Origin of the sequence: Mycobacterium sp. WUMAC-067, assembly GCF_020217485.1 — a bacterium.
Lineage (GTDB): Bacteria > Actinomycetota > Actinomycetes > Mycobacteriales > Mycobacteriaceae > Mycobacterium.
In genome coordinates this window covers 208,868-231,450 of record NZ_JAEKMI010000001.1, presented here as the reverse complement: position 1 = coordinate 231,450, position 22,583 = coordinate 208,868, and the positions used below count along the sequence as shown (strand labels likewise).

Genomic DNA, 22,583 nt, shown 5'->3' with positions numbered 1-22,583 from the left:
CGCGACAGCGTCTCGCGTTACAAGAGAGGGCGAATATGTCAAGGACAGTGGTGGTCGGCGCTTCGAGTGGGCTGGGCCGTTGCATCGGGGTCGGTCTCGCCCAGCGCGGCGATCAGGTCGCGCTTCTTGCCCGGCGTCTGCAGCGCATCGAGTCCGCGGCCAAGGATGCCGGCCCGAACGCGATCGCCATCGAATGCGATGTCACCGACGAGGCGTCCTGCCGGTCGGCGATCGGTCGGGCCGCCGACGCCCTCGGTGGGATCGACAACCTCGTCTACACCCCCGCCGTCGGGCCGCTCGTCCGCATGGTGGACACCGACGCCGACACGTGGCGGCGCGTCTTCGACACCAACGTCATCGGCGCGTCGCTCGTGACGGCCGCGGCGATGCCGCACTTGACCGCGTCGGCCGGCAAGGCGGTGTACCTGTCCTCCGACGCCGGCACCTTCGGACCGCCGTGGCCGGGCCTGGGCGCGTACGGCGTCAGCAAGGCCGCCCTGGAACGGCTGGTCGAGGCGTGGCGGGCCGAACACTCCGACGTCGGCTTCACCAACCTGATCGTCGGGGAGTGCGCCGGCGGAGAGGGCGACGCGGCAACGGGAATGAACGCCGACTGGGATATGGACCTCGCCATGAAGGCGGTCCCGCTGTGGTCGTCGCGCGGTTGCATGCCCGGCAAGTTGATGCCCGTCGACGACCTGATCGACGTCGTGCACACCATCCTGCGCACCAACGCCTCGACGTCGATGCCGCTCGTGGTTGCGCGCGGCGCCCCGGCCAGCCCCGCGGCGTTCGCGGAAGCCAACCAGTCCTGATCAGCCGGACTAGCTGCGGCCGAGCTTTTCCCGCGCGAGGTCGGTGAGGAAACGCGCCGCCGACGTCGGCCGGAACGCCAGCGCCGCCTCGGTGAGCGCGTCGCGGGATTCCGTGGGTAGCTCGATGTCGGCGGCGGCGACGTTGAACTCGAGCTGCTCGACGCTGGACGCGCCCGGAATGGCCACCACGCCCGGGTAACTGATCAACCAGGCCAGCGCCACCTGTGCCGGCTTGGCGCCGACTTGCGTTGCGACGTCGCGCAACACCTGCAGCAGCGGCTCGACGCGGCGCAGGTTCTCGGTGCCGAACAACGAGTTCATCGCGCGAACGCCGCCGGGGCGGTTGTCGACGCCGTACTTGCCGCCCAGCAGCCCCTGTTCCAGTGGGCTGTAGGCGATCACGATGCGGTTCTCCCGTTCGGCGAACGGCACCAGGTTCTTGAGCGCTTTCGGGTAGGCGAGCGAGAAATGCACCTGATTGCTGATCACCGGCCGGCCCAGCGCGGCGTCGGCCTTCTGCCACCGCTGCAGCGAATAGTTCGAGACGCCCGCCGCCCCGATCGTGCCGCGGTCCAGCAGATCTCGCATCCCGGGCATGATTACCGAGTCCGGCACCACCGGGTTGGGTTGGTGGACCTGGTAGAGCGGGATGCGATCCAGCCCCAGCCGCCGGGCGCTGGCTCGCGCGCGTTGCCTGACCACGGCCGGGAAGGGGGCGACCGGCATGATCTTGCTGGCCACCGCCACCTCGGCGCGTTCGTCCCCGAGCGCCTCGCCCAGGATCCGCTCGCTCTTGCCCAGCCCGTAAACCTCGGCGGTGTCGAACAGCGTCACCCCCAAGGCGCGGGCGCGCCGCACGATGTCACCCGCGGCGCCGGTGGCATAGCTGTCCCCGTAACCCCATTCGCGTGAGCCGAACTGCCAGGTGCCCAAGCCGATCCGGCTGACCCGTCCGACCCCGTCGACGTCGACATACTTCATCCGCTCAGCGTAGTGGCGATCGCAAGAGCGGCGGAGCCGGTCGCGGCGGCGGAGCCGCTCAGCCGGGGATCTTGCCGAGGATGTAGTTGGCGATGGTGACCGCGGCCACCCGGGGCCGCTCGCTGTCCGTGCTGCCGCTGGCGGACACGTTCAGGTCGATGACGACGTTGGCCTTGGCCGCGACCGCCCGCGCCGAGCGCACCTGTATTCCCTTGGGCGTCAAGTCCAATGTGGTGATGCCGTTGCCGGCGTCGGCGGGAGCGCTCACCGCCATCGCGATCGGCTGCCCCCCGGACGCCGTCACGGTGACGGTCGATCCGCCGCACTGGCGCCATCCGGACAGCAGCGTGTCCAGCTGTGACTGCGCCCCGGCCGGATCGCGGAACGCCGCCACGCCCTGGATGACTTGGATCGACTTCAGCATGCTGCGCGTGTCGGTGAATTCGCCCGCGTGATAACCGGTGAAGGAGCCGGGGGTGTAGGCGTCCGGGCTCCCGGCGGCGATGCTTCCCCAGCATTCCGGGCGGTTGATGCTGCCGTCCTGCGCCGAGCGGCCGGGGCTGTTCCACGTCGGCCCGACCTCCAGGTTCGCGTCGGCGGTGATGTTCCTCAGCGCGTCCAACCCGGGCAGCAGCGTGGTGATGGTGTCCGGCGGGACGGTGGGCGGCGGGGGACCGCTGGACGTGGTGGTCTCGCGCGCCGCCCGGTGTGACGAGGTGGAGCCGCCCAGCGTCGCCCACCCGGCCAGCGCGACGACCGCGAGCAGGATGAACACGTACGACAGCGTCACACCCACCAGGGCGCGGTCACGGCCGAGTTCGCCGGTCCGCCGGATTCGCGCCAACCCGAGGTGTCCCAGGACCGCTCCGGCGGGCGCGAACACGAACGCGAAAATCAGTGACAGCGTGGCCAACGTGTTGACGGCCGGGCGGTACGGCGGGGGCGCGGGCGGCGGCGTGAACGCGGGTGGTTCCGCCGGCGGCTCGATCGGCTCGATCGGCTCCATCGGCGGGACTGACGGCGGCATCCGGCCGAGCGGGTCGTAGCTCAGCGGGTTCTGCCAATACGGGTCCTGCGGGTTGGTCACGCCGTGCCTCCTTCGCGGCCGAACCTGCCCGAAATGTAGCCGACGGCCAGGGACCGTGCCCGAACCCACGCGCCCCAGGCGCGGCCTGGCGATGCTGAGCACATACCCCACCGGGGCGCGGCCACACCCGTTTGACGGCCGATTTCGCCGGGTAGCCGCTTCGGTGAGCGCGCAACAGCCCTGCGCGTCGAACCAAGGAAGATGGGAGGGACACCATGGCACGCACCGCCATCACGTCGCCCACCGACGTGGTCGACTTTCTCCTCAGTCAGCACGAGCAGATCAAGGCGAGGTTCGCCGAAACGCTGGCGGCGTCCGGACAGGCGCGGGAGAAGGCTTTCGTCGAGCTTCGGCGACTGCTCGCCGTGCACGAGACCGCGGAGGAAGAGATCGTTCACCCGCGAGCCAAGCGCAAGATCGCCAACGGCACCGCCGTGGTGGGCAAGCGGCTGCACGAAGAGCACGAGGCCAAGACGGTTCTGCAGCGGCTGGAAAAACTCGACGTCGACAGCGAGGAATTCACCCGCGAGCTGACCACGCTGCGCGACGCGGTGATCGACCACGCCGAGCACGAGGAGCACGACGAATTCGCCAAGCTGGGCGAGGAATTGAGCGCCGACGAGCTGGAACGGATGGGCCGCGCCGCGCAGCTCGCCGAAGCCATCGCCCCCACCCGGCCGCACGCCGGGGTGGAATCCCAGGTGGCCAACCTGGCCGCGGGTCCGTTCGCCGCGATGCTGGACCGCGCCCGCGACGCCATCATCGGGAAGGGCTGACGAGCCACCCGGGGCTGGGTACCCCCGCTCAGTGGGGGAGCGGGGGTACCCACGCCACGGCATTCACATGACCGCCACATCGAAGGCCCCCGGCGCCGCCCGCTACCTCCCCGAGGAGCGGGGCATCGACGCGCTGCGCAGCGCGGCCGAAACATGCCATGGCTGTTCGCTTTTCGAAGACGCCACCCAAACCGTATTCGGTAACGGGCATCCGGGAGCGCCGATCATGTTGGTGGGCGAGCAGCCCGGCGACCAGGAGGACCGCGCCGGTGAGCCGTTCGTCGGCCCGGCGGGGCGACTGCTCGCCCGGGCGCTCGAAGACGCCGGCATCGACCCGGTGCTGACCTATCAGACCAACGCCGTCAAGCATTTCAAGTTCACCCGCAAGGGCGGCAAACGGCGCATCCACCAGAAGCCGGGCCGCACCGAAGTCGTCGCCTGCCGGCCCTGGCTGATCGCCGAGATCGAGGCCGTGCAACCCGAGGTCATCGTGTGCCTGGGAGCAACGGCCGCTCAATCGTTGCTGGGCACCACTTTTCGGGTTTCGGTGCAGCGCGGACGCGAGCTGAAGCTCCCGTCGTCCGTCGACATCGCGATGACGCCCGAGCCGATCGTGGTGGCCACGGTGCACCCGTCGTCGGTGTTGCGGGACCGCAGCGACCGGCACGACGAGGTCTACCGGTCGTTCGTCGACGACCTGCGCAGCGCGCGTTCCGGGCTGGCCTGACCGGGCGGCCGACCGCCGGGTCAGCTCTTCTTGTGCGGCATGAATTCCTGCATCTTGGTTTTCAGGCCGACCTTGACGAAGCCCACACGGTCCTCGTCGCCGGACAACACCGCCGCGGTGGCCGACTTGAACTGCTCCCAGGTGGCGTGCGGCGGGATGGGCGGCATGTCGGGATCGGTGAATACGTCCAGCACGGTGGGACGGTCGGCCGACAGGGCATTGCGCCACGCGTCCGACAATTCGTCGGGATCCTTGATGGCCATGGCGTTGAGACCCAGGCTGGCAGCGAAGGCGGCGAAGTCGACGTCGGGAAGGTTTTGGGACTCCGCGAATTTCGGCGCGCCCGCCATGGCGCGCATTTCCCAGGTGACCTGGTTGAGGTCGTTGTTGTGCAGGATCGCGATGATCAGGCGGGGGTCTTTCCATTCGCTCCAGTAGCGCTTGATCGTGATCAGCTCGGCCATGCCGTTCATCTGCATGGCGCCGTCACCGGCGAACACGATGACGGGCCGGTCGGGATTGCCGAATTTCGCACCGATGCCGTAGGGAACCCCGGGCCCCATCGTCGCCAGCGTGCCCGACAGCGAGCCGCGCATGTCGCCGCGGAAGCGCAGGTTGCGCGCGTACCAGTTGGCCGACGAGCCGGAATCGGCTGTGACGATGGCATTCTCAGGCAGCTGCGGGGACAGCTCGGAGAACAGCCGCATCGGGTTGATCGGATCGGCGCTGACCATCGCTTCCTTGTCCATGGTCTCCCACCAACGCGCCACGTTCTTCTCGACGCCCTCCCGCCACGACCGGTCCTCCTTGCGGCGCAGGTGCGGAATCAGGGCCCGCAGTGCGGACTTCGCATCAGCGACCAGGTTGACCTCGTACGGGTAGCGCATCCCGATCATTCGCCCGTCGACGTCGATCTGCACCGCCCGGCACTGGTCGAACTGGGGCAGGAACTGCGTGTAGGGGAAGCTGGATCCCACCGTGAGCAGCGTGTCGCAGCCCATCATCAGCTCGTAGCTCGGCCGTGTCCCAAGCAGCCCGATAGACCCTGTGACCCAAGGCAATTCGTCCGACAGGACGTCCTTGCCCAACAGCGCCTTGGCCGCGCCCGCGCCGAGCAGGTCGGCGACCTCGGCCAGCTCTTCGCGGGCCCCGCGCGCACCGGTACCCACCAGCATGGCGACCTTCTTGCCGGCGTTGAGGACGTCGGCGGCGCGCGCGATGGCGGTGTCGTCCGGGGCGATGTCCGGGTATTCGATGCCCAGGCTGGAGGGCACCATCTTGAACGCGTGCTCCGGCGGGGAGTACGGCAGCTCTTGGACGTCGCTGGGGATGATCAACGCCGTCGGCGCCCGCTGGGTCATCGCGATGCGGATCGCGCGGTCCAGGACGTTGGGCAATTGCTCGGGGACGGTGACCATTTGGACGTAATCGCTGGCGACGTCCTTGAACAGGTTCAGCAGGTCGACCTCCTGCTGGTAGTTCCCGCCCATGGCGCTGCGGTTGGTTTGACCGACGATCGCCACCACCGGCACGTGGTCGAGTTTGGCGTCGTAGAGGCCGTTGAGCAGGTGGACCGCGCCGGGGCCCGACGTCGCCGCGCACACTCCCACCCGGCCGGTGAATTTCGCGTAGCCGACCGCCTCGAAGGCGCTCATCTCCTCGTGGCGCGACTGGATGAACTGGGGTTTGTTGTCGGCCCGCCCCCACGCGGCGAGGAGCCCGTTGATGCCGTCGCCGGGATAGCCGAACACGTGCTCGACGCCCCACGCCCGCAGCCGCTCCAGCAGGTAGTCGGAGACTTCTTGTTTGGACATGTTTCCCTCCTGGGCAGACGGTTCTTCAGTGCTGGCGGGTGGGCGTGTGTGGCTGTTGGTTGAACCACCTGCAGGCAGGCGTGGCTACGGCAGACAGCCGCGCATGGGCGGCTTTGGCACTTCCCACAGGTGCCGGGTTACCCGCAAACGGTGTTGTTATTCCCCTTCACGAGCCGGCCAGCTGACTCACAGCCAGTTAACAGCTGGCGGTGGGGAACAGTTCATGCCGTCTTACGCAGGGTGGACGAGCCGTTGGCGCTGTCGCTCTTGGCTACGCGCCGGATCAGCATCCGGGTGGCCTTGTCCAGAATCTCCTGGGCCACGTCGGGCTTGCGGGCGCGCTCGGCGCGGCGCACCGCCGCGGCGATGGTCAGGCCCTGCTCATAGCCGGTGACGACGCGGGGATCCACATAGGAACCGCGCGCCACCGCCGGCGTGTTGCCCAGCTCCTCGGCCACCTCTTTCATCACGGCGGCCTCGACGCGCTTGGCGACCCGGCCCGACACCGCCGGGTCGGCGTCGGCGAAGGCCGCCGCCGCCAGCACCGTGCCGTGCCACGTTCGCAGGTCCTTGACGGTGTAGTCGTCGCCGGCCAGCTCCTTGAATCGGGCGTTGAGGTCGTCGGCGCGCACGTCGAGCCACCCGGAAGCGGTGCGGCACACCAGCAATCGCTCGGTGCGGTTGGGCCTGCGCATCAGCGAGCGCACCGCCCGGACAACGTCGGCGTCCTCGATCTCCACGGTGCGCCGGACCCCGCTCTTGGCGGGAAAGTCGAATTCGACGGCGTCACTCCGGATTACCACATGTTCACACAGCAGCGTGGACAAACCGTAGGACTCGTGTTCCTCGGCGTATTGCTCGCCGCCGGCGCGGAAGTAGCCGCGATCGAGCAGCCGCAGCGCGAGCGCCAACACCCGCTTCCGGGTCAAGCCCTGGCGCGCAAGGTCTTTGGCGATCTCGGCGCGCCATGCCGGTAGCCGCGTCGACAGTTCCAGCACCCGGTCGAACTTCTCCTCGGCGCGTTCGGCCTGCCAGGCGGAGTGGTAGAGGTACTGGCGGCGGCCGGCGGCGTCGACGCCGACGGCCTGGATGTGACCGTTGGGAAACGGCGAGATCCACACCTTCTTCCACGCCGGCGGAATGACGAGATCCTTGATGCGCTGCAGGGTTTCCGGATCGGAAACCGGCTTGCCGCTTGGCTCGTAGTAGGAGAAGCCCTTTCCGCGGCGCTTGCGCGCGATTCCCGGCTTGCTCAGCACGCTGCGACGCAGTCGCATCCTCGGCCCTCCAGTTCCGTCCGCCGGCCGCATCACTATTCGCCAGAAGTACCCGCCGGCAAAGGCGTTCACACGGACCGTCACGGTTCAACGCGGAAACGACCCGCCACAACGTTGTGGCGGGTCGTCTCGTGGGCTGGATCAGCCGGCCATGAACTCGTGGTAGGCCGACTCCAGGTTCGGCGGCAGGGCGGTGACGTTGCACTGCCGTTCGGTGTCGCCGATCGGGGCCAGGATGCCGCGCAGGTCGTAGTACTCCTGCGGGTGTCCGGTGAAGTAGCTGCGCAGGCTTGATGCAGCTTCGGGCCGCGGCTGGCCGTAGGCGGCCGTCACCACCTGGTTCGCCCCCGGGTGCGCCGCCAGATACTGCTCGGCGGATCCCTGCACCGAGGAGACGGTGGAGTTCACACCCTCGGGGCTGCAGTCGGGTGCTGCGGACGCCGACGGCGCGCCGACGATGCCCATGGCCATCCCCCCGAGCAGGCAGCCGGCGCTGATTCCGGCCATTCGACGGCGCGCGACAATACTGCTGATTTTCATGATGATTGTTGTCCTTCGAAGCGAAATGGTTTTCTCTCGACTGAGGCTCCCGATCCTCGAAATCCAAAGTAGCCGAGGCAAACGGTGGCGATGTTCGCTGACGACGAACGTCGGGGCGCGCTTGGGGCCGTTGAGGGCGCTCGCGACCGTCTTTGCTAAGTGAACGGTGAAGCGGTCCGCAAATTTCTAAGAGAACGCACCCGTTCTTAACCAATCGTGATGTCGATCGTGACGCAATCGTTATTCGCGGATGCGCTGACGAGACGTCCCCGCGATACCAGGGCGAGAGGTCACCGTCGGGATGATCGTTGTCAGTTGCGCGTTGCTGCTGTGACCTCAGCTCCCGCTGGGCTCTTCGCCGTCGGCGACCTGATGCCCATCGATGCTGGGCGGCGCCAAGGTCTGCAGCCACGTGTCGACGTCGGGACCGACGACCACCGCGTGACCGGACGCCAACAGTACCCCGTTGGCGAGCGCGGCCACCGCGGGCCGGACGGCCCGCACCTGCCGGCTATCGCCTTGCTGGGCAAGCAATTTCGACGTCAGCTCGGGCAGGCGGATGGGGTGCGGGCCGGTGATGGTGCGCGGCGTGTGCGACTGTCCCAGCGCCGCCTCCACCAGGACGTCGGCGACGGTGTCGGCGGCGATCGGCTGGATCAGCCAGTCCTCGACGATCACCTCGTCACCGTCGCAGCTCACCGCATCGCAATGGGTGGCGCATTCATACCACTGCGTGGACTTGACGATCGTGGTCGGCACCGGGCCGTCGAGCAGGATGTTCTTCGCCGCCCGTTTGCCTTCGTAGTAGGGGATGCCGTCGAATTCCGGGTGGTCGATGCCCGCGATCGTCGGCACCACCAGGCGCTGCACGTCCTGTGTGGCACACGCACCCACGATGTTGTGGGAGGCGGTGGCCAGCGCTTGGCTGACGTCGACCGGTTCGGGCGGCACCGGATCGGATACGTCGATCGCGACGTCGACCCCCTTGAGCGCCTCGCAGAGGTCCGGCCCGCTGAACAGATCGATGCCCTGCTCGCGTGAGATCTCAACCACCGCGACGTCGCGTGACCTCAGCCGGGCGACGACGCGGGATCCGGCCGTACCGGTCGCCCCTATCACGGCGATGGTGGACACCGCCCTCACCCCCCTTCGCGCCGCCGGCTAGTACTACCCGGTAAAACCCGTTTCAAACCGATTGCCCGGCCTGATATGTGCGTGCGGAAGGCAACGCGGGACGGGCCGTTTGATGAAGCTTGCGACGGGAACGCCCTAGGTGCCATCGAGCGCAAGCTCACTCACCACCGAGAGGAAGGTCAACCCATGGGAGACCAGAAGAGCGGGCCGCAGGAAGCGGTGCAGGGCGCCGTCGAGGGCGTGAAGGGCAAGGCCAAAGAGGTCGGGGGGACCGTGCTCGGTCGCGACGACCTTGTCGACGAGGGCCAGGCTCAGCAAGACAAAGCCGACGCCCAACGCGACGCGGGCAAGAAGGAAGCCGAAGCCGAGTCGGCGCGCGCCGGTGCGGACGCGGCCGAAGAGCGCCAGAAGAAAAACCAGTAGGCAGCTTCAGTCAGGGGGTCCGGTCCGTTTCTCGGCCGGACCCCCTGACTCACACCCGCTGCAGGTCGACCACCAGCGGGCGGTGATCGGAAATCGGCATCGGGCTGGCCTCGACCGGGCCGCCGCGCAGCCGCGGGTCGTCGGTCAAGATGTGGTCGAGCTGGCGGTTGGGGTGATCGGCGGGAAACGTGTCGGCGACGGCCAGTGCCCGCATGCCCGACCAGCGGCGAACGGTTTTCGGCGTCATGTTCAAGTCGCCGGTCAGCAACCGTGGGCCCGGGAAGCCGCGCAGGTCGTGAATCACCCGCAGCAGCTGGCGCCGGTTCCAGCCCGGAACGAACGACAGGTGCGTGTTGGCCACCGTCAGACCGCCCATCGGGGTGCGCAGCCGGGCGATGACCGCCGCGCGCGGCTCCTCATCGACGATCATCACCCGGTTGGGGCCGGGCAGGTACATCGGAAACCGCATCGGGATGCGGGGGAGTCGCAAGACCTGCCAACTGGCCACGGGGTATCGGGACAGCAGGGCGATCCCGTACGCGGCGGTCCCGGGCTGTTCGCGGCCGGTGGCGGCCATCCAGGTGGCGCCCGGGGTACCGGAAATCGCCGCCACGAACCGGTGCTCCACCGCGCCCATGGCCTCGGCGGCGGCAGCGGTCAGGTCGGCCCGCTCGGAGCGTGGTTGATCGCAGTCGACCTCCTGCAAGCTGAGCACGTCCGGATCGAGGCGGCGCACGCAATCGCGCAGGCGCGCAACGTCGACGCCGTTCCCGACCGTGCGGCCGTGCAGGATGTTGAAGGTCGCCACGCGCATAGGTTTTCGCCTACCCACTTTCCCGCTCGGGCACGCACCGCGGCATTTCCGCAGCGGGTCGGTGCGTGGATCACCGAAATACGACTTCCCCCACGGCGGAGCCCACCGCGAGCAGCCGCGCGAGCACGAAACTCGGCAATATGGGCGAGGATTCCCCATCGGTGGGCTCGAGTTGACTTCGATAGCATTGCGCCGCAAGGCGTTTGCGACCCATCGCCCAGCTGGGAGATGGCACCGAATAGGCCCGGGTCCACGGCACCGCCGGATCGGCGAGATGCGCCCAATGCCACATCAGCACCGGATATTCCAGCAGCGTCGCGCCGGTGCGGGCGCACGCGTCCGAGGCCGCGCGCCCCACGGCTTCGTGGTCGGGATGCCCGTCGCCCCGCCAGGTCGCCGCGCACCAGGTCGCCGGACCGCCATCGGCGAGCATCTGCACCAGCGTGTCGGCCAGGCTGTCCTCGTGATCCGTCAGCTCACCGTCGGGAAAGCCCAGCGAGATCGGGCTGGGGACATTCAAATGTCTGGCCGCCCGGCCCATTTCGTATCTGCGAATGGTCGCCATGCGAAGCCGGTCGGAGACCGACACTCCGGGTTGGGCGGCGCCGCCGTCGCTGACCGAGATCACGTGAACGTCAACCCCCCTCGCGGTCAGTTGCGTGGTCATCGCGCCCAGGCCGAGGGTTTCGTCGTCGGGGTGCGGGGCCACGACGATCAGCCGTCGGCACTCCGCCAAATCCAGTGTGGGCAGGGGCCGTTCGGCGAAGGCGGCCAGCCACAACGGCACCGGGGTGCCGCCATGGGTCAGCGGATCGGGGGCAAACGCGCAGTTGCCCGCCGGCACGGTTTTCACGGCGCCCTCATCGCCTGCTTGCCCGCCAGCTGCCCGAGTTCGGCCAGGTCTCGCTCCGCGTGGCTCTGCCGGATGTAGATGCTCAGGTCCGCGACCCGTTGAGCGTGCCGTCCGTCCTGGCATAGCGGGCCCGGGCCCAGGGCGCGGCCGGTGCGCGTAATCGCTTCGTCGACAGCGTGTTCCACGACCGTGCGGACGCGGCGCGCCAGCAGTTGCGCGGTTCCGGAGCGGTCGAACGGATCGGCGTCGACCTGGACCGCGGCCTCGGCGAGGATCGCGTCGCTGGCGGCCAGCGCGGCGTCCACGGCACCCAAGTGTGCCAGCGAGTACGCGTCGGCGGATTGGCTTGCGGCGCAGCGATACAGCGGGTCGGCGACCCGGCGGGCGCCGCCGAGCCAACAGGCGGCGACACCGATTGCGCCGTGCCAGAATCCCGGTCGATCCAGGTAGTCCCCGGGGTCGCCCACGGCGACGGCCTGGGCGTTGGTGAACAGAACCGGCCTGGTGTCGCTCCCGGCCATCCCCGCGTTCCACCAGGTGCTGGGCAACGCCTTGACGGCCGGGTCGGTCACCGTCACCGCGAACAGGCCTTGCGTCCCGTCCCCGAGCCGTGCGGTCACCAGCGCGTGCGTGCAGAACCCGGCACCCGCGCACCACACCTTGGTGCCGTTCAAGGTGAACGCCCCGTCGGTGTCGGTGGCCGTCAGCGCCGTGTCCGGGGCTTCGGCGGCCCACACGCCCCACAGCTGACCCGGGTCGGGGGGCTTGCCGCCCAACTCGTGCAGGATCGCGACGGCATCGACGTGGGACTCGGCGATCCTGGCCGCGACGATGTTGTCCTCGGCCAGCCGCGCCAGCCGCTGCCAGCGTTCGGCCGTGCGCCCCGACGCGGGAAGAGGCAGATCGAGTCGTCCGGACTCGAGCCAATGTTCGATGAGCCCCGCCGTCACGCCGGACCCCCCGCCGGGGATGCCCCCGATCGCACGGCCGGAATCACACCGGCCGCAGCATCATATGAACGTGGCACCGCGGTTGACATAACGGGACGTTTTCCCCATTGGCCGGAAGTTAAACGGCCTTACGATCGTGCGTCGGCAGGTTGTCCGCGGCGCCGGCGGGGTATCACCTAATGCACCATGGCACCCCTCGACGCACATGCCGACGCAACCAGCTGCGCCTCGCGGTTGCGAGAGGCGCTGAAGGGCGCCGCCTCGGCGCTCAAGGAGCATGGGCCGCGTTTCGCCCTGGCGGGCAGCTACGCGTTATGGGCTTACGGCGCACCGGAACCCAGTCACGATGTGGACCTCGTGGTAGCCGAGGCCGACGTGGAGACGGCCGTGGCCACCCTCACCAATGCCGGGTTCGTCGTCGAACGGCCCCCGGAGGATTGGTTGTTCAAGGCCCGCACCGGCGACACGCTGGTCGATGTCCTGCATCGCATCAACGGCGTACCGGTCGATGCCGACACGCTGGATCAGGCCGAACAGCAGGAGGTCCTGGCGATCAGCATGCCGGTGCTGCCGCCCACCATGGTGCTTGTCCAACAGCTGCGCTCCCTGGGGGAGCATCACTGCGACTTCGCCAGATTGCTGCCGGCCGTGCGCGCGGTGCGCGAACGCCTGGACTGGCGGCGCATCGCCGCGCAGACCGCCGAAAACGATTACGCGGTCGCCTTCTTGGTGCTGGCCGACCGGCTCGGGCTGACGCGTCAGTGATTACGCAGCTTGGCCACCAGCTTGTCCTTCGTCAGGCTCGAATAGCCTGACATGCCAAGCTCTTTGGCCCGCTTCTTCAGTTCGGGAACGGTCCAGTCCTGGTAAGACCCGGACTTGCCGCCCTTGCGACCCACCGAGGACTTGCCCCGGCCGGCGGCCGCATTCGAAATCCGCGCGGCCTTCTCCTTGGAGTCACCCTTCTTGCGCAGATCCTGGTACAGCTTCTCGTTCTTGATCGACGAACGCGGCATGATCCATCCTCCTGTCCACGATGAGACGCCTTTTCAGTTATGCCCGCCCCGACCGCGGGGAAAACACCGGCGCTAGGCCGGAACCGGGTCGGTGCGACGCTGCCAGCAACGGTGTTGAGCGAGCGCGCCGGCGAATTCCTCGACGAAGCGGTCGGGCAACTCGTCGGCGGCGGCCGTGGTGGTGATGACGGATTGGTCGTTGAGCACGTCGGTGTCCTCGGCGAGGCGGTTGGTGATGCCGGCGGTGCGCAGCAGGTCGACGCCGGCGCCGTACGCGCCGATGGGCTTGAGATGCTTGTAGGCCTCGGTCACGAAGTGCACCGCATACCCGTCGTTGGACAGCGTCGCTATCGACCGCGGCCCGCACGCCACCACGACCGCGTCGTAGAGCACCGACGCCATCGTCGTGAAGGAACGGTCGACGGGCAGTTCGCCGCCGGATCCACCCTCCAACGTGCCGCCGGCCACCGGGGCCAACACCTCGACCACCGCGCCGCGCTGTCCCATCAGCTCGATAAAGCGCTGTGTTCCCACCACATCGACGCCGTCGGCGGCCAGCACCGCGACCTTGCGCGATTCGATGGTGTCGCCCGCGTCGGTGACTTGTGACAGCGCCGGCGAGGCGGCCACCGCGTCGTCGACCTGCTCCTCGGGCGGCGCGGGAAGTCCCAGCTTCGCGGCCACCTGGGCGGCCAGTTCGCCGTCGACCCGGGCGAGCTGCGCGACCACCGCCGAACGGATCTCGGGTATCTCCACCTTGCCGAGCTCGAAGGCGAACGCGGCGACGATGTGTTCGGCTTCCACGCGCGTCATGCTCTTCCAGAACATCCGCGCCTGGCTGTAGTGATTCTCGAAGGACTCGGCCCGCTTGCGCATGGTCTGCCCGTCGAGCCGCTGGGTGTAGTGCCGGAATACGTTCTCGTCGGCTAGCGCGGGGCAGCCGCCGCCGATGGTGTTCTTGTAGTAGCTGGAGCGGCCCTGCGGAATCGCGTGCTGTCCGTAACCGTCGTGCTGGTTGGTGCGGACCTCGGCCACCGGACGGTTGATCGGCAGCTGGGCGAAGTTGGGGCCGCCCAGCCGGATCAGCTGGGTGTCCAGGTAGGAGAAGTTGCGGAACTGCAGCAGCGGATCATTGGTGAAGTCGATGCCCGGCACCACGTTCGCCGTGTGGAACGCGACCTGCTCCGTCTCGGCGAAGAAGTTGTCCGGGTTGCGGTTCAACACCATCTTCCCCACCGGACGAACCGGAACCTGTTCCTCGGGAATGATTTTCGTCGCATCGAGAAGATCGAAATCGAATTTGAACTCGTCCTCCTCGGGCACGAGCTGGACGCCGAGCTCCCATTCCGGGTACTGGCCCGACTCGATGGCCTCCCACAGGTCGCGTCGGTTGTAGTCGGGGTCTTTGCCGGCGATCTTCTGGCATTCGTCCCAGATCAGCGAGTGCACACCGAGCCGCGGCTTCCAGTGGAACTTCACGAAAGTTCCCTCGCCGCGGTCGTTTACCAGCCGGAAGGTGTGCACGCCGAAGCCTTGCATCATGCGGTAGCTGCGCGGTAGGGCCCGGTCCGACATCAGCCACATGATGGTGTGCAGCGTCTCGGGCTGCAGCGACACGAAATCCCAAAGTGTGTCGTGTGCGGACTGCGCCTGCGGAATCTCGTTGTGCGGCTCGGGTTTCACCGCGTGCACGAAGTCGGGGAACTTGATCCCGTCCTGGATGAAGAACACCGGGAAGTTGTTGCCCACCAGGTCGTAATTGCCTTGTTCGGTGTAGAACTTGGTGGCGAAGCCGCGCACGTCGCGCACGGTGTCGGCCGACCCTCGGGAGCCGGCCACCGTGGAGAATCGCACGAACACCGGGGTTTGCAGGCCCGGCGTCGTCAAGAACTTCGCCGCGGTGTACTGCGCCAGCGAGTCGTCATACGGTTCGAAATAGCCGTAGGCGCCGGCACCCCGCGCGTGCACCACGCGCTCCGGGATGCGCTCGTGGTCGAAATGGGTGATCTTCTCGCGGGCGTGAAAGTCCTCCAGCAGCGTCGGCCCCCGCTCACCGACCGACAGCGAATCGTCGGTGTGGTCGACGCGCACACCCTGTTGGGTCGTCAGGTATCCGGTGTCCCGACGGAACCGGGCGGACTCCAGGTCGCGCTGCTTGGGATTGGGGTCGGTAGCCATGACTGCCTTTCTGGGGTGATTTGCTGTGACGGGCCGCTCACGATCGCTCAACGGTGTGGAGTACCACCGTCAAACCCGAGTAAAACGGCCCGAATCCGGCACCGGTCCATGGCTTCGAGGGTTGCCTGCCATCGATGCGGGTAGACGGCAGTGGTGATTGCGGCGGCTGACGAAAACGGCGGAAATCGGGCGGCCCGGAAGCTCCACCGGAGCGACATCCGATGAATGTCCCTCCGCCGGCTATCTGGATCGAGAGGGAAACCCCTCAAGACGTACCAATCCTGACGATGGAAGGCGTGCTCGACAGCGAGACCTATCTCGCGGTCCGCGACGCCGTGATCACGGCAGCGATCGACGAGCCGCATGCGGTGATCGTTGATGTCGATCGTTTGCGCGCTTCATCCATTTCGGCCTGGACGGTGTTCAAAAGCGCTCGTTGGCATGTCAGCGTGTGGCCGGACGTCCCGATATTGCTGGTGTGCGGACAGCCGGCGGTGCGCCGGGCGATCGCGACGGCCGGCGTCGCCCGATATGTGCCGATCCATTCCACCCGGCGGCTCGCGCTGGACGCAGTGCACGATCAATCCCGCAAGGTCCGGCGACGGGCGCGCACCGAGCTTGCGCGATCCTGCGACAGCATCGACCATGCACGTGGCGTGGTCACCGACCGCCTTACCAGATGGGACATCCGCGAAGTAGTCGCGGCCGCGGCCACGGTGGCGACCGTCTTCGTCGAGAACGCTCTCGACCACACCGAGAGTGCGCCGGTGTTGATCGTCGAGAGCTATCGAGACACCGTCACCGTTGCGGTCGCGGACGACAGTCCCCAGCTGCCCGGCCGGCGCGAGGCTCCCGAGCGCGGTGCCGACGTCGTCTCCGGACTGGCCATCGTCTCCGCGGTGTCGCGCGCGTGGGGCGCGGCCCCCACATCGTCGGGCAAAACCGTATGGGCATTGGTCGGCCGGGAAAACCAGCTCTGACGCCGCCTCCGAGCGTTTTCACTCGGGGCCAGCAGACGAAACCCCGGCCACCAAACGAAGTCGCGGTCTTGTTCGTTTCGCGGACGCCCACAAGAGGTATGCCACGTGATGCCGGGGGACGGACGACGTGCGGGGAGGAACCGCGGTTGAAGATCGCAATTGTCAGCGGCGACGACGTGGTCGGGGAGGACCCCGAGCAGCTGGGTGTCGCGCTGACGGCGCAGGGGCATGACGCGACGGTCTGCCTGCGCCAAAGCGGTCGACGGCGCGCGAAGGCAGCCACCGGCGGCTGCCGCCGTGTGTCGGTTCCGGTCGGCCCGCGCACGGCGGCGTCCGCCGTCGACGTGCTGCCCTACGTCGGGGAATGGGCGGCGAAACTGGAGCGCGTCTGGTCGAAGGAACATCCCGACGTCGTGCATGCGTACGGGTGGCTGGGCGGCCTGGCCGCGCAACTGGCCGCACGACGTCGGTGTGTCCCGGTCGTGCAGACGTTCTTGGGCCTGGCCGCGACGGCGCGCGACCGTGCCGTGGCCGCACCGCCAAAGAGCGAACGCGAGCGTATCGAGCCGCTGCTGGCGCGTAGCGCGATGTGGGCGACCGGCGAGAGCAGCGCCGAGGTCGACATGCTGGCCCAACTGCGCCACAGCCGCGCGCGGGTGTCCGCGTTGACCTGCGGCGTGGACTCCGAGCGCTACACGCCGGCCGGTCCGGAAATTGCCCGCAACGGGCTGCAACGCGTCCTGTGTGTGGCGCCGAACCCGCTGCAGCATAACGGTTTTGATATCGCAATCAGTGCGCTGTACCGGGTCCCGGGCGCCGAGTTGGTCATCGCGGAAACCGACGCGACCAACACCGTGCACGATGACGCGCGAGCCCAGTTGCAGTATCTCGCCAAGGAATTCGGGGTCGCCGACCGTGTCCGCTTCGCGGGCACGATCCCCGGCAGCGAAATGCCGATGTGGGTGCGGTCCGCCGACGTCATGGTGTGCACACCTCGCCAACCGCTGCGCCCCTCGACCGCGCTGCAGGCCATGGCCAGTGGCGTGGTGGTGGTCGCCGCGACCGTGGGCGCCCTGGCCGACGTCGTCCTCGACGACATCACCGGCATCGTACTGCCTCCGGAAAATCCCGTCGGCCTGGCCGCCGCGCTGAGAAGGCTCCTCGCCCAGCACTTTCAGTGCGAAAGCATGGGCGCGGCCGGACGCAGCCGCGCACAGTCACGCTTCGCGTGGGACCGGATCGCGCTCGACGCGCTGAACGTTTACCAGAGCCTGGGGGCGCACGACCGGGCAGTGACGAGGGTGCCCACAGTCCTTCCTCTGAGCCGGCCATGACTACCGCGACCCGCGGGACCGCCGGCTTACCGTCCGGGGAGTTCGTCAGTCCTACGGGCGCACCGGTCGAGGAGGATCGGGCCGAGTACTGTCCAGGCCGGCCCGAGCTCGGCGCCGACCCGGATCACGGGGTCCAACCAGTCGCGGTGGAATACAAGCAGTTTCGTAGCAGCGATGTGCAGGCGGCGCGCCGGCTTTTCGCCGGCGCCTATCGGCCGGGCTGGCGGCTCTCCGGCTTCACCGGCCACTGCGCGGTGTCGCATCGGCGCCGGGACACCGGGTCGATGACGGTGGACGAGGTGGCCATCCAGGGTCGGTTGACGCTCGAGATCCCGGCGGCCGACACCGTTGTCGTCATACAACCGCGCGCGGGATCGCTGAGCGTCGCGGGCGGCCCCTCGGCGACCGCGGACTTCCCGATTCTCGTCACGCACGGTATGTCCTGTGTATTGCACTGCAACGGCGCGCGTTTCGATGTGGTTGTCCTCGCGGCGGAGGTGCTGCACGCGGTCGCCGCCGAATGGCACACGGCGCTGTCGCAACAGACCCAGTTCCTGAAATGGCGTCCACGTTCGCGTGCCGCCGTGCGGGCCTGGCATCGAGCGCTCGACTACGTGTTGACGACGTTGGCCTGTGCCGACACCGCCCAGCAACCGATGATCGCCGCGGGTATGGCCAACCTGCTCGCCAGCGCGTTGCTCGAGTGCTATCCGTCCAACCTGACCGAGCAGGATCCGGCCAGCGGCCTCGCGCTGCCCGAAACGCTCAAGGAGGCGGTGTCTTTCATCCACCGCCACACCACCGAGGACATCGGCATCAACGACGTCGCGGCCGCCGTGCATCTGACCCCACGGGCGGTCCAGTACCTGTTCCGCCGCCGGCTCGACACCACACCGACCGAGTACATGCGTCGGGTCCGGCTTCGCCGCGCCCACCAAGAGCTGATCGCGGCGACGGCGGGCACGTCGACCGTCACCGAGATCGCCCGGCGGTGGGGGTTCGCGCACACCGGGCGCTTCGCCGTGCTCTACCGGCAGACCTACGGGCAAAGCCCCCACACCACGCTGCGGCAACAGACCCCGGCGTGACGCCCGCGCGGTCAACCACTCAACCGGTGCAGCAGCTGGTTCGCGGCATAGCGGCCACTGAGCACGGCGCCGGCCGCCGTGGCCGGATTGTCCACGCCGACCGCCTCGCCCGCCAGATAGAGCCGGTCGCTGATCGGCTGCTGTAGTCGGCGCCGGTCGTCGGGACCGGAGCCGGGCGGGTGAAACGAATAGGCGCCGAGCGCATACGGATCGACGCTCCAGTTGGACGTCCGCACGTCGGTCAGCGCGATGTGCTCACCGAAGAGCCGGCGCGCGATCGGTGCCGCACTGGCCAACAGATCCTGGGGCGAGCGCGACTCCACGAATCGGCCGCGGGTGCCGCCGTTGAGGGCGACCGCCACCGGCGCCACATCGCTGGCCACGGTGAACCATTGCGACCACAGGCCGCCGTCGGGCCCGAGGTATTGGTAGAAGGCGTTGTCCGCCTTCCACGTTCGTTGATCGAAGCGGAAGAAGCTTTTGGACAAGACGCCGAAGCCCAGCGCGTCGATCGCCCGGGCGTGCCCATCGGGCAGAGCTGGATCAAAGGCGATCGCACCGGTTTTCAGCACGCCGAGGGGAACGGTGACAATCGCGGCCGGTCCCCGGTATGCGTTGTGCTTGGTCCGCACGACGACGGCGTCCTCACCGTGCACGATCGCGGTCACCGGTTCGTTGAGCTCGATCGCGAGCCCGTCGGCGAGCGACTTCGGCAGGGCGTCATAGCCGTTCGTGATCACGTCCTGGTCGCCGCCGGAGTAGTCACCCTTATCGAAGGTGCCGGCCGACAGCTGATCCGCGTCGGCGGCGTATTCGTCCTCGACCTCGGTGGTGAGGTAGAACGCCAGTTGGGCTCGATCGGACGGGGAAAGCCTCGCGGCGGTGGCGGCGGCCTTGACGGCGTCGCCCAGGCTGCCGGCGCCGGCTTGGTCGCGGGCTCGTTCCACGAACGCGCGCCAGGTGGCGCTGCGGTAATCGGCCGGCCGCAGAGCGGGATCGGCCACGAGCTCGGCCCACCCGTAATAGTCGGTGGCGACCAGCCGGGCCCCCGCCCGTCGCGCCAGTTCGGTCAGCGGGTTGCCCGTCGCGCCGTGGATCCACGACGCGCCCAGCTCCAGGGGCGTCCCCCAGCCGCGGTCGGTGCATACCCTGCCACCGATGCGGTCGCGGGCCTCGATGACGCGCACCGCCCGCCCGGCGTCGTCGAGGCTGCGGGCGGCGGACAATCCCGCCAGTCCGGCGCCGACGACGAGGACCGAGTCGATGTCCTCGGACGGCGGATGCTTCGGCGCGCACGCGGACGCCATCCCGGCGCCGACGACGCCCGCGGTGGCCGCGAGAAACGCCCGCCGCGACAACCAAGACACGGGTCTAAGCGTCTCATAAGAACCGTTTGCCGGATTTCCCAAATCCCCGCCGAATATCGGGATAAAATCGTCTCATCCTTAGCTGCGGCGACGGGGCCGCGTTCGAGGGGGGAGCGGCGATGAGTGCTCGACGGTCGGTACGCGCAATTGACCCCTTCCCCGAACGGCTGCCGCCGAGTGAGACCGTGTCGGTCCGCGCGGCCGACGGCACCCGGCTGCATGCGGAGGTGTTCGGGCCTCCCGACGGTTATCCGATTGTCCTGGCGCACGGCATCACCTGCGCGATCCGCGCGTGGGCCTACCAGATCGCCGAGCTGGCCGGCGACTACCGGGTGATCGCGTTCGATCATCGCGGGCACGGCCGAAGTGGCGTGCCGCGGGCCAAGGGTTACAGCCTCAAACACCTTGCGTCCGACCTGGATTCGGTGCTGGATGCGACGCTGGCGCCGCACGAGCGGGCGGTGCTGGCCGGTCACTCGATGGGCGGCATGACCATCGCCGCATGGTCGGAGCGTTACCGGCACAAGGTCGCGCGGCGCGCCGACGCCGTCGCGCTGATCAACACCACGACCGGTGACCTGATCCGCAACGTGCAACTGCTCGCTGTCCCGCACGGGTTGTCGCCGGCGCGGGTGCTCGCGGGGCGGGCCCTGATCGGCGCGTTCGGGGGGTTTCCCGTCCCGGGGGCGGCCCGCATCCCGAGCCGTTATGTGGTTGCGATGCTCGCGACCGGGCGCGACGCCGACCCGAGCATCGCGCGGATCGTCTACGAGCTCTTCGAGAAGACGTCGCCGCTGGGGCGGGCCGGATGCGCGCGGGCGCTGGTCGCGTCGGTGGGGTCGCGCTATCTCGACCTCAGCGGGCTGACGGTGCCCACGCTGGTCATCGGCAGCGAACGCGACCGGCTGACACCGATCGGCCAGTCCCGCAGGATCGCACGTGACGCGCCCAACCTGATCGGCCTGGTAGAGCTACCCGGGGGGCACTGCTCGATGCTGGAGCACCCCCGCGAGGTGAGCCGCCAGCTGCGCGCGCTGGCCGAAGCGGCCATCCACAACGCCGCGACCAGCCGGATCAGTTCATAGCAGCGCGGTGACCTCGGCGGCCGCCCGCTGGCCGGACCTGATCGCCCCGTCGAGGAAGCCCGTCCACTCGTCGGCGGTTTCGGTGCCGGCCCAGTGGATCGGGCCGACCGGTTCGCGCAGCCACCGCCCGAATCGCATCCACGACCCTGGCGGCACCGCCGCGGTCGGGCCGCCGGGCGCGAATTCCTCTGCGCCCCAACGATGATCGACGTAGTCGAGAGGCTTGAGTGCGTCGTCGCCGAAAAGCGTTGCAAAGCAACGTAACACGTCGCGGCGGCGCTGATCGCCGGGCAGCGAGTCGAACGCGCGGGCGTCGACGAAACCCATGAGAATGCCCGGACCGTCCGGATGCGGGCTGACGTCGAACGTGATGAAAACGGGGCCCTGGTCGGACAGCGCCTGCCCGGAGAATCCGTTGGCCCGCCAAAACGGCGTGGAATAGGCCGCATACGCCTTGCTGAGCCGGCCCTGCGGCCAATGCCGGGCGAGTTGCTCGTACTCGGCGGGCAGCGGGGGAGTGAACTCGATCGAGGCGCGATGGGCCGGCGGGATCGCGACGATGACGAAGCCGGCCTCGGTTTCGCCGACATCGGTCGTGACGGTCACGCCCGCGCCGTGGCGTTCGATGCGCCGCACCGGCGCGCCCAGCACCACCCGCGTGTCCAGCTCGGCGGCCGCGGCCTCGGCGATCTGTTGCGTGCCGCCGGGAAAGCGGTCCTGCTGGGCGCCGTCCTCGACGTCGAGCAGCCGGTCCAGGCCGCCGGCCGCGTGCGCGTAGCGGGCCGCGTGCAGCATCGACACGTCGTCGGGTTCGCACCCCCAGGTCACCCGCGCCACGATCGCCAGCAGGTCGCGCGACGAGGCCGTTGCCCGCACCGAGCGCAGCCAGCCGCCGAGCGACACGCCGTCGAGTTCGCGCGCCCGCCGGGCGTCCCACGGGGCCGCCAGCGGGACCCCGCGGGCAATCCTGTCGAACTGCCAGCGCAGCCGGCCGATGTCCAGCAGGCCGGTCAGGGACAGCTTGGGAATCGTGCCGCGATACGCGTGCGTCCAACCGCGCCAGTGGATCAGGTTCTTGCCGTCGTGGTGCGTGGGAATCGTGGGAACGTCGAGTTCGGCCGCCATCGCCAGCACGGCGTCTTGGGTCGGCCCGACGAACGTGCCGCCCAGATCGGCCGGCAATCCGGCGACGCTGCCAGTCAGCGACCGTCCACCGACCCGGTCGCGGCCCTCGAAGACCACCACGTCGTGGCCCTGCCGGGTCAGCTCGCGTGCGGCGGCGAGTCCGGCAAAGCCCGCCCCGACCACGACGACGTCGACGATCCGGGGCGGCTTTGACACGCG

General features: G+C 68.7%; 22 protein-coding genes. 9 read left to right on the top strand and 13 right to left on the bottom strand.

Translation table 11 applies throughout. From position 1 onward, the window contains the following. Nucleotides 1–47: 47 nt before the first annotated feature. Complete coding sequence (locus tag JF781_RS01190) at nt 48–815, top strand: SDR family oxidoreductase (protein WP_225326571.1); 768 nt, start codon at nt 48–50, stop codon at nt 813–815. Nucleotides 816–824: 9 nt separating this feature from the next. On the opposite strand, the gene JF781_RS01185 is transcribed toward JF781_RS01190, so the two are convergent. Both JF781_RS01185 and JF781_RS01180 read right to left on the bottom strand, forming a co-directional pair. Then, complete coding sequence (locus JF781_RS01185) at nt 825–1,796, bottom strand: aldo/keto reductase (protein ID WP_225326363.1); 972 nt, start codon at nt 1,794–1,796, stop codon at nt 825–827. Nucleotides 1,797–1,854: 58 nt separating this feature from the next. Continuing rightward, on the bottom strand, nt 1,855–2,883 hold the full coding sequence (locus tag JF781_RS01180; protein WP_225326364.1) for a sensor domain-containing protein: 1,029 nt from the start codon (nt 2,881–2,883) through the stop codon (nt 1,855–1,857). Nucleotides 2,884–3,098: 215 nt separating this feature from the next. On the opposite strand from JF781_RS01180, the gene JF781_RS01175 reads away from it, so the two are divergent. After that, the gene (locus JF781_RS01175; RefSeq protein ID WP_225326365.1) at nt 3,099–3,659 is read left to right on the top strand and encodes a hemerythrin domain-containing protein; all 561 of its coding nucleotides are present in this window, start codon (nt 3,099–3,101) and stop codon (nt 3,657–3,659) included. A 67-nt stretch (nt 3,660–3,726) separates the two neighbouring features. Beyond that, on the top strand, nt 3,727–4,386 hold the full coding sequence (locus JF781_RS01170) for a UdgX family uracil-DNA binding protein (RefSeq protein ID WP_225326366.1): 660 nt from the start codon (nt 3,727–3,729) through the stop codon (nt 4,384–4,386). A 20-nt stretch (nt 4,387–4,406) separates the two neighbouring features. Here JF781_RS01170 and JF781_RS01165 read toward each other — a convergent pair whose 3' ends face one another. The 4 genes from JF781_RS01165 to JF781_RS01150 all read right to left on the bottom strand — a co-directional run bounded on the left by JF781_RS01165 (nt 4,407) and on the right by JF781_RS01150 (nt 9,160). Next, nucleotides 4,407–6,200, bottom strand: coding sequence for a thiamine pyrophosphate-requiring protein (locus JF781_RS01165; protein WP_225326367.1), 1,794 nt, complete (start codon nt 6,198–6,200; stop codon nt 4,407–4,409). Between the two features lie 221 nt (nt 6,201–6,421). Next, nucleotides 6,422–7,477, bottom strand: a complete 1,056-nt coding sequence (locus JF781_RS01160) for a DNA topoisomerase IB (RefSeq protein WP_225326368.1) — start codon at nt 7,475–7,477, stop codon at nt 6,422–6,424. A 141-nt stretch (nt 7,478–7,618) separates the two neighbouring features. Next, nucleotides 7,619–8,017: a heme-binding protein gene (locus JF781_RS01155; protein ID WP_225326369.1), complete on the bottom strand. Its 399-nt coding sequence runs from the start codon at nt 8,015–8,017 to the stop codon at nt 7,619–7,621. 336 nt (nt 8,018–8,353) lie between these two features. Then, nucleotides 8,354–9,160 carry an SDR family oxidoreductase gene (locus JF781_RS01150; RefSeq protein WP_225326370.1) on the bottom strand — a complete coding sequence of 269 codons (807 nt, stop codon included), beginning with the start codon at nt 9,158–9,160 and terminating at the stop codon, nt 8,354–8,356. 177 nt (nt 9,161–9,337) lie between these two features. Here JF781_RS01150 and JF781_RS01145 point away from each other — a divergent pair, with 177 nt between their 5' ends. Next, on the top strand, nt 9,338–9,574 hold the full coding sequence (locus JF781_RS01145; protein ID WP_225326371.1) for a CsbD family protein: 237 nt from the start codon (nt 9,338–9,340) through the stop codon (nt 9,572–9,574). Nucleotides 9,575–9,623: 49 nt separating this feature from the next. Here JF781_RS01145 and JF781_RS01140 read toward each other — a convergent pair whose 3' ends face one another. The 3 genes from JF781_RS01140 to JF781_RS01130 all read right to left on the bottom strand — a co-directional run bounded on the left by JF781_RS01140 (nt 9,624) and on the right by JF781_RS01130 (nt 12,191). After that, nucleotides 9,624–10,388: an endonuclease/exonuclease/phosphatase family protein gene (locus JF781_RS01140; RefSeq protein WP_225326372.1), complete on the bottom strand. Its 765-nt coding sequence runs from the start codon at nt 10,386–10,388 to the stop codon at nt 9,624–9,626. A gap of 70 nt (nt 10,389–10,458) precedes the next feature. Further along, nucleotides 10,459–11,241, bottom strand: a complete 783-nt coding sequence (locus tag JF781_RS01135) for a PIG-L deacetylase family protein (RefSeq protein WP_225326373.1) — start codon at nt 11,239–11,241, stop codon at nt 10,459–10,461. After that, the gene (locus JF781_RS01130; RefSeq protein WP_225326374.1) at nt 11,238–12,191 is read right to left on the bottom strand and encodes an acyl-CoA dehydrogenase family protein; all 954 of its coding nucleotides are present in this window, start codon (nt 12,189–12,191) and stop codon (nt 11,238–11,240) included. Before JF781_RS01130 ends, JF781_RS01135 begins: the two co-directional genes overlap by 4 nt. A 186-nt stretch (nt 12,192–12,377) precedes the next feature. Between JF781_RS01130 and JF781_RS01125 the strand changes: the two genes are divergently transcribed. Continuing rightward, entirely contained in the window at nt 12,378–12,956 is a 579-nt protein-coding gene (locus tag JF781_RS01125) for a nucleotidyltransferase family protein (RefSeq protein WP_225326375.1), read from the top strand. Here JF781_RS01125 and JF781_RS01120 read toward each other — a convergent pair. Continuing rightward, nucleotides 12,950–13,207: a hypothetical protein gene (locus tag JF781_RS01120; protein WP_008259505.1), complete on the bottom strand. Its 258-nt coding sequence runs from the start codon at nt 13,205–13,207 to the stop codon at nt 12,950–12,952. The genes JF781_RS01125 and JF781_RS01120 overlap by 7 nt on opposite strands. Before the next feature lie 72 nt (nt 13,208–13,279). After that, the gene (locus JF781_RS01115) at nt 13,280–15,385 is read right to left on the bottom strand and encodes a catalase (protein ID WP_225326376.1); all 2,106 of its coding nucleotides are present in this window, start codon (nt 15,383–15,385) and stop codon (nt 13,280–13,282) included. A gap of 221 nt (nt 15,386–15,606) precedes the next feature. Here JF781_RS01115 and JF781_RS01110 point away from each other — a divergent pair, with 221 nt between their 5' ends. From JF781_RS01110 to JF781_RS01100, 3 genes are all read left to right on the top strand, one after another. Next, the gene (locus tag JF781_RS01110; protein WP_225326377.1) at nt 15,607–16,365 is read left to right on the top strand and encodes an STAS domain-containing protein; all 759 of its coding nucleotides are present in this window, start codon (nt 15,607–15,609) and stop codon (nt 16,363–16,365) included. Nucleotides 16,366–16,511: 146 nt separating this feature from the next. After that, nucleotides 16,512–17,699 carry a glycosyltransferase gene (locus tag JF781_RS01105; protein WP_225326378.1) on the top strand — a complete coding sequence of 396 codons (1,188 nt, stop codon included), beginning with the start codon at nt 16,512–16,514 and terminating at the stop codon, nt 17,697–17,699. Next, the gene (locus JF781_RS01100; RefSeq protein WP_225326379.1) at nt 17,696–18,787 is read left to right on the top strand and encodes a helix-turn-helix domain-containing protein; all 1,092 of its coding nucleotides are present in this window, start codon (nt 17,696–17,698) and stop codon (nt 18,785–18,787) included. Before JF781_RS01105 ends, JF781_RS01100 begins: the two co-directional genes overlap by 4 nt. An 11-nt stretch (nt 18,788–18,798) precedes the next feature. Here JF781_RS01100 and JF781_RS01095 read toward each other — a convergent pair whose 3' ends face one another. Next, nucleotides 18,799–20,154, bottom strand: a complete 1,356-nt coding sequence (locus tag JF781_RS01095; RefSeq protein WP_225326380.1) for an NAD(P)/FAD-dependent oxidoreductase — start codon at nt 20,152–20,154, stop codon at nt 18,799–18,801. Nucleotides 20,155–20,273: 119 nt separating this feature from the next. On the opposite strand from JF781_RS01095, the gene JF781_RS01090 reads away from it, so the two are divergent. Then, nucleotides 20,274–21,239, top strand: a complete 966-nt coding sequence (locus JF781_RS01090; protein ID WP_225326381.1) for an alpha/beta fold hydrolase — start codon at nt 20,274–20,276, stop codon at nt 21,237–21,239. Here JF781_RS01090 and JF781_RS01085 read toward each other — a convergent pair. Beyond that, nucleotides 21,234–22,580, bottom strand: a complete 1,347-nt coding sequence (locus JF781_RS01085; protein ID WP_225326382.1) for a flavin monoamine oxidase family protein — start codon at nt 22,578–22,580, stop codon at nt 21,234–21,236. The two genes, JF781_RS01090 and JF781_RS01085, sit on opposite strands and share 6 nt — an antisense overlap. Nucleotides 22,581–22,583 lie beyond the last annotated feature (3 nt).

Coding starts and splice junctions, on each gene's coding strand:
- JF781_RS01185 (WP_225326363.1), bottom strand. CDS start 1,796: ATGAAGTATGTCGACGTCGACGGGGTCGGACGGGTCAGCCGGATCGGC.
- JF781_RS01175 (WP_225326365.1), top strand. CDS start 3,099: ATGGCACGCACCGCCATCACGTCGCCCACCGACGTGGTCGACTTTCTC.
- JF781_RS01170 (WP_225326366.1), top strand. CDS start 3,727: ATGACCGCCACATCGAAGGCCCCCGGCGCCGCCCGCTACCTCCCCGAG.
- JF781_RS01165 (WP_225326367.1), bottom strand. CDS start 6,200: ATGTCCAAACAAGAAGTCTCCGACTACCTGCTGGAGCGGCTGCGGGCG.
- JF781_RS01160 (WP_225326368.1), bottom strand. CDS start 7,477: ATGCGACTGCGTCGCAGCGTGCTGAGCAAGCCGGGAATCGCGCGCAAG.
- JF781_RS01155 (WP_225326369.1), bottom strand. CDS start 8,017: ATGAAAATCAGCAGTATTGTCGCGCGCCGTCGAATGGCCGGAATCAGC.
- JF781_RS01145 (WP_225326371.1), top strand. CDS start 9,338: ATGGGAGACCAGAAGAGCGGGCCGCAGGAAGCGGTGCAGGGCGCCGTC.
- JF781_RS01140 (WP_225326372.1), bottom strand. CDS start 10,388: ATGCGCGTGGCGACCTTCAACATCCTGCACGGCCGCACGGTCGGGAAC.
- JF781_RS01125 (WP_225326375.1), top strand. CDS start 12,378: ATGGCACCCCTCGACGCACATGCCGACGCAACCAGCTGCGCCTCGCGG.
- JF781_RS01120 (WP_008259505.1), bottom strand. CDS start 13,207: ATGCCGCGTTCGTCGATCAAGAACGAGAAGCTGTACCAGGATCTGCGC.
- JF781_RS01115 (WP_225326376.1), bottom strand. CDS start 15,385: ATGGCTACCGACCCCAATCCCAAGCAGCGCGACCTGGAGTCCGCCCGG.
- JF781_RS01110 (WP_225326377.1), top strand. CDS start 15,607: ATGAATGTCCCTCCGCCGGCTATCTGGATCGAGAGGGAAACCCCTCAA.
- JF781_RS01100 (WP_225326379.1), top strand. CDS start 17,696: ATGACTACCGCGACCCGCGGGACCGCCGGCTTACCGTCCGGGGAGTTC.
- JF781_RS01090 (WP_225326381.1), top strand. CDS start 20,274: ATGAGTGCTCGACGGTCGGTACGCGCAATTGACCCCTTCCCCGAACGG.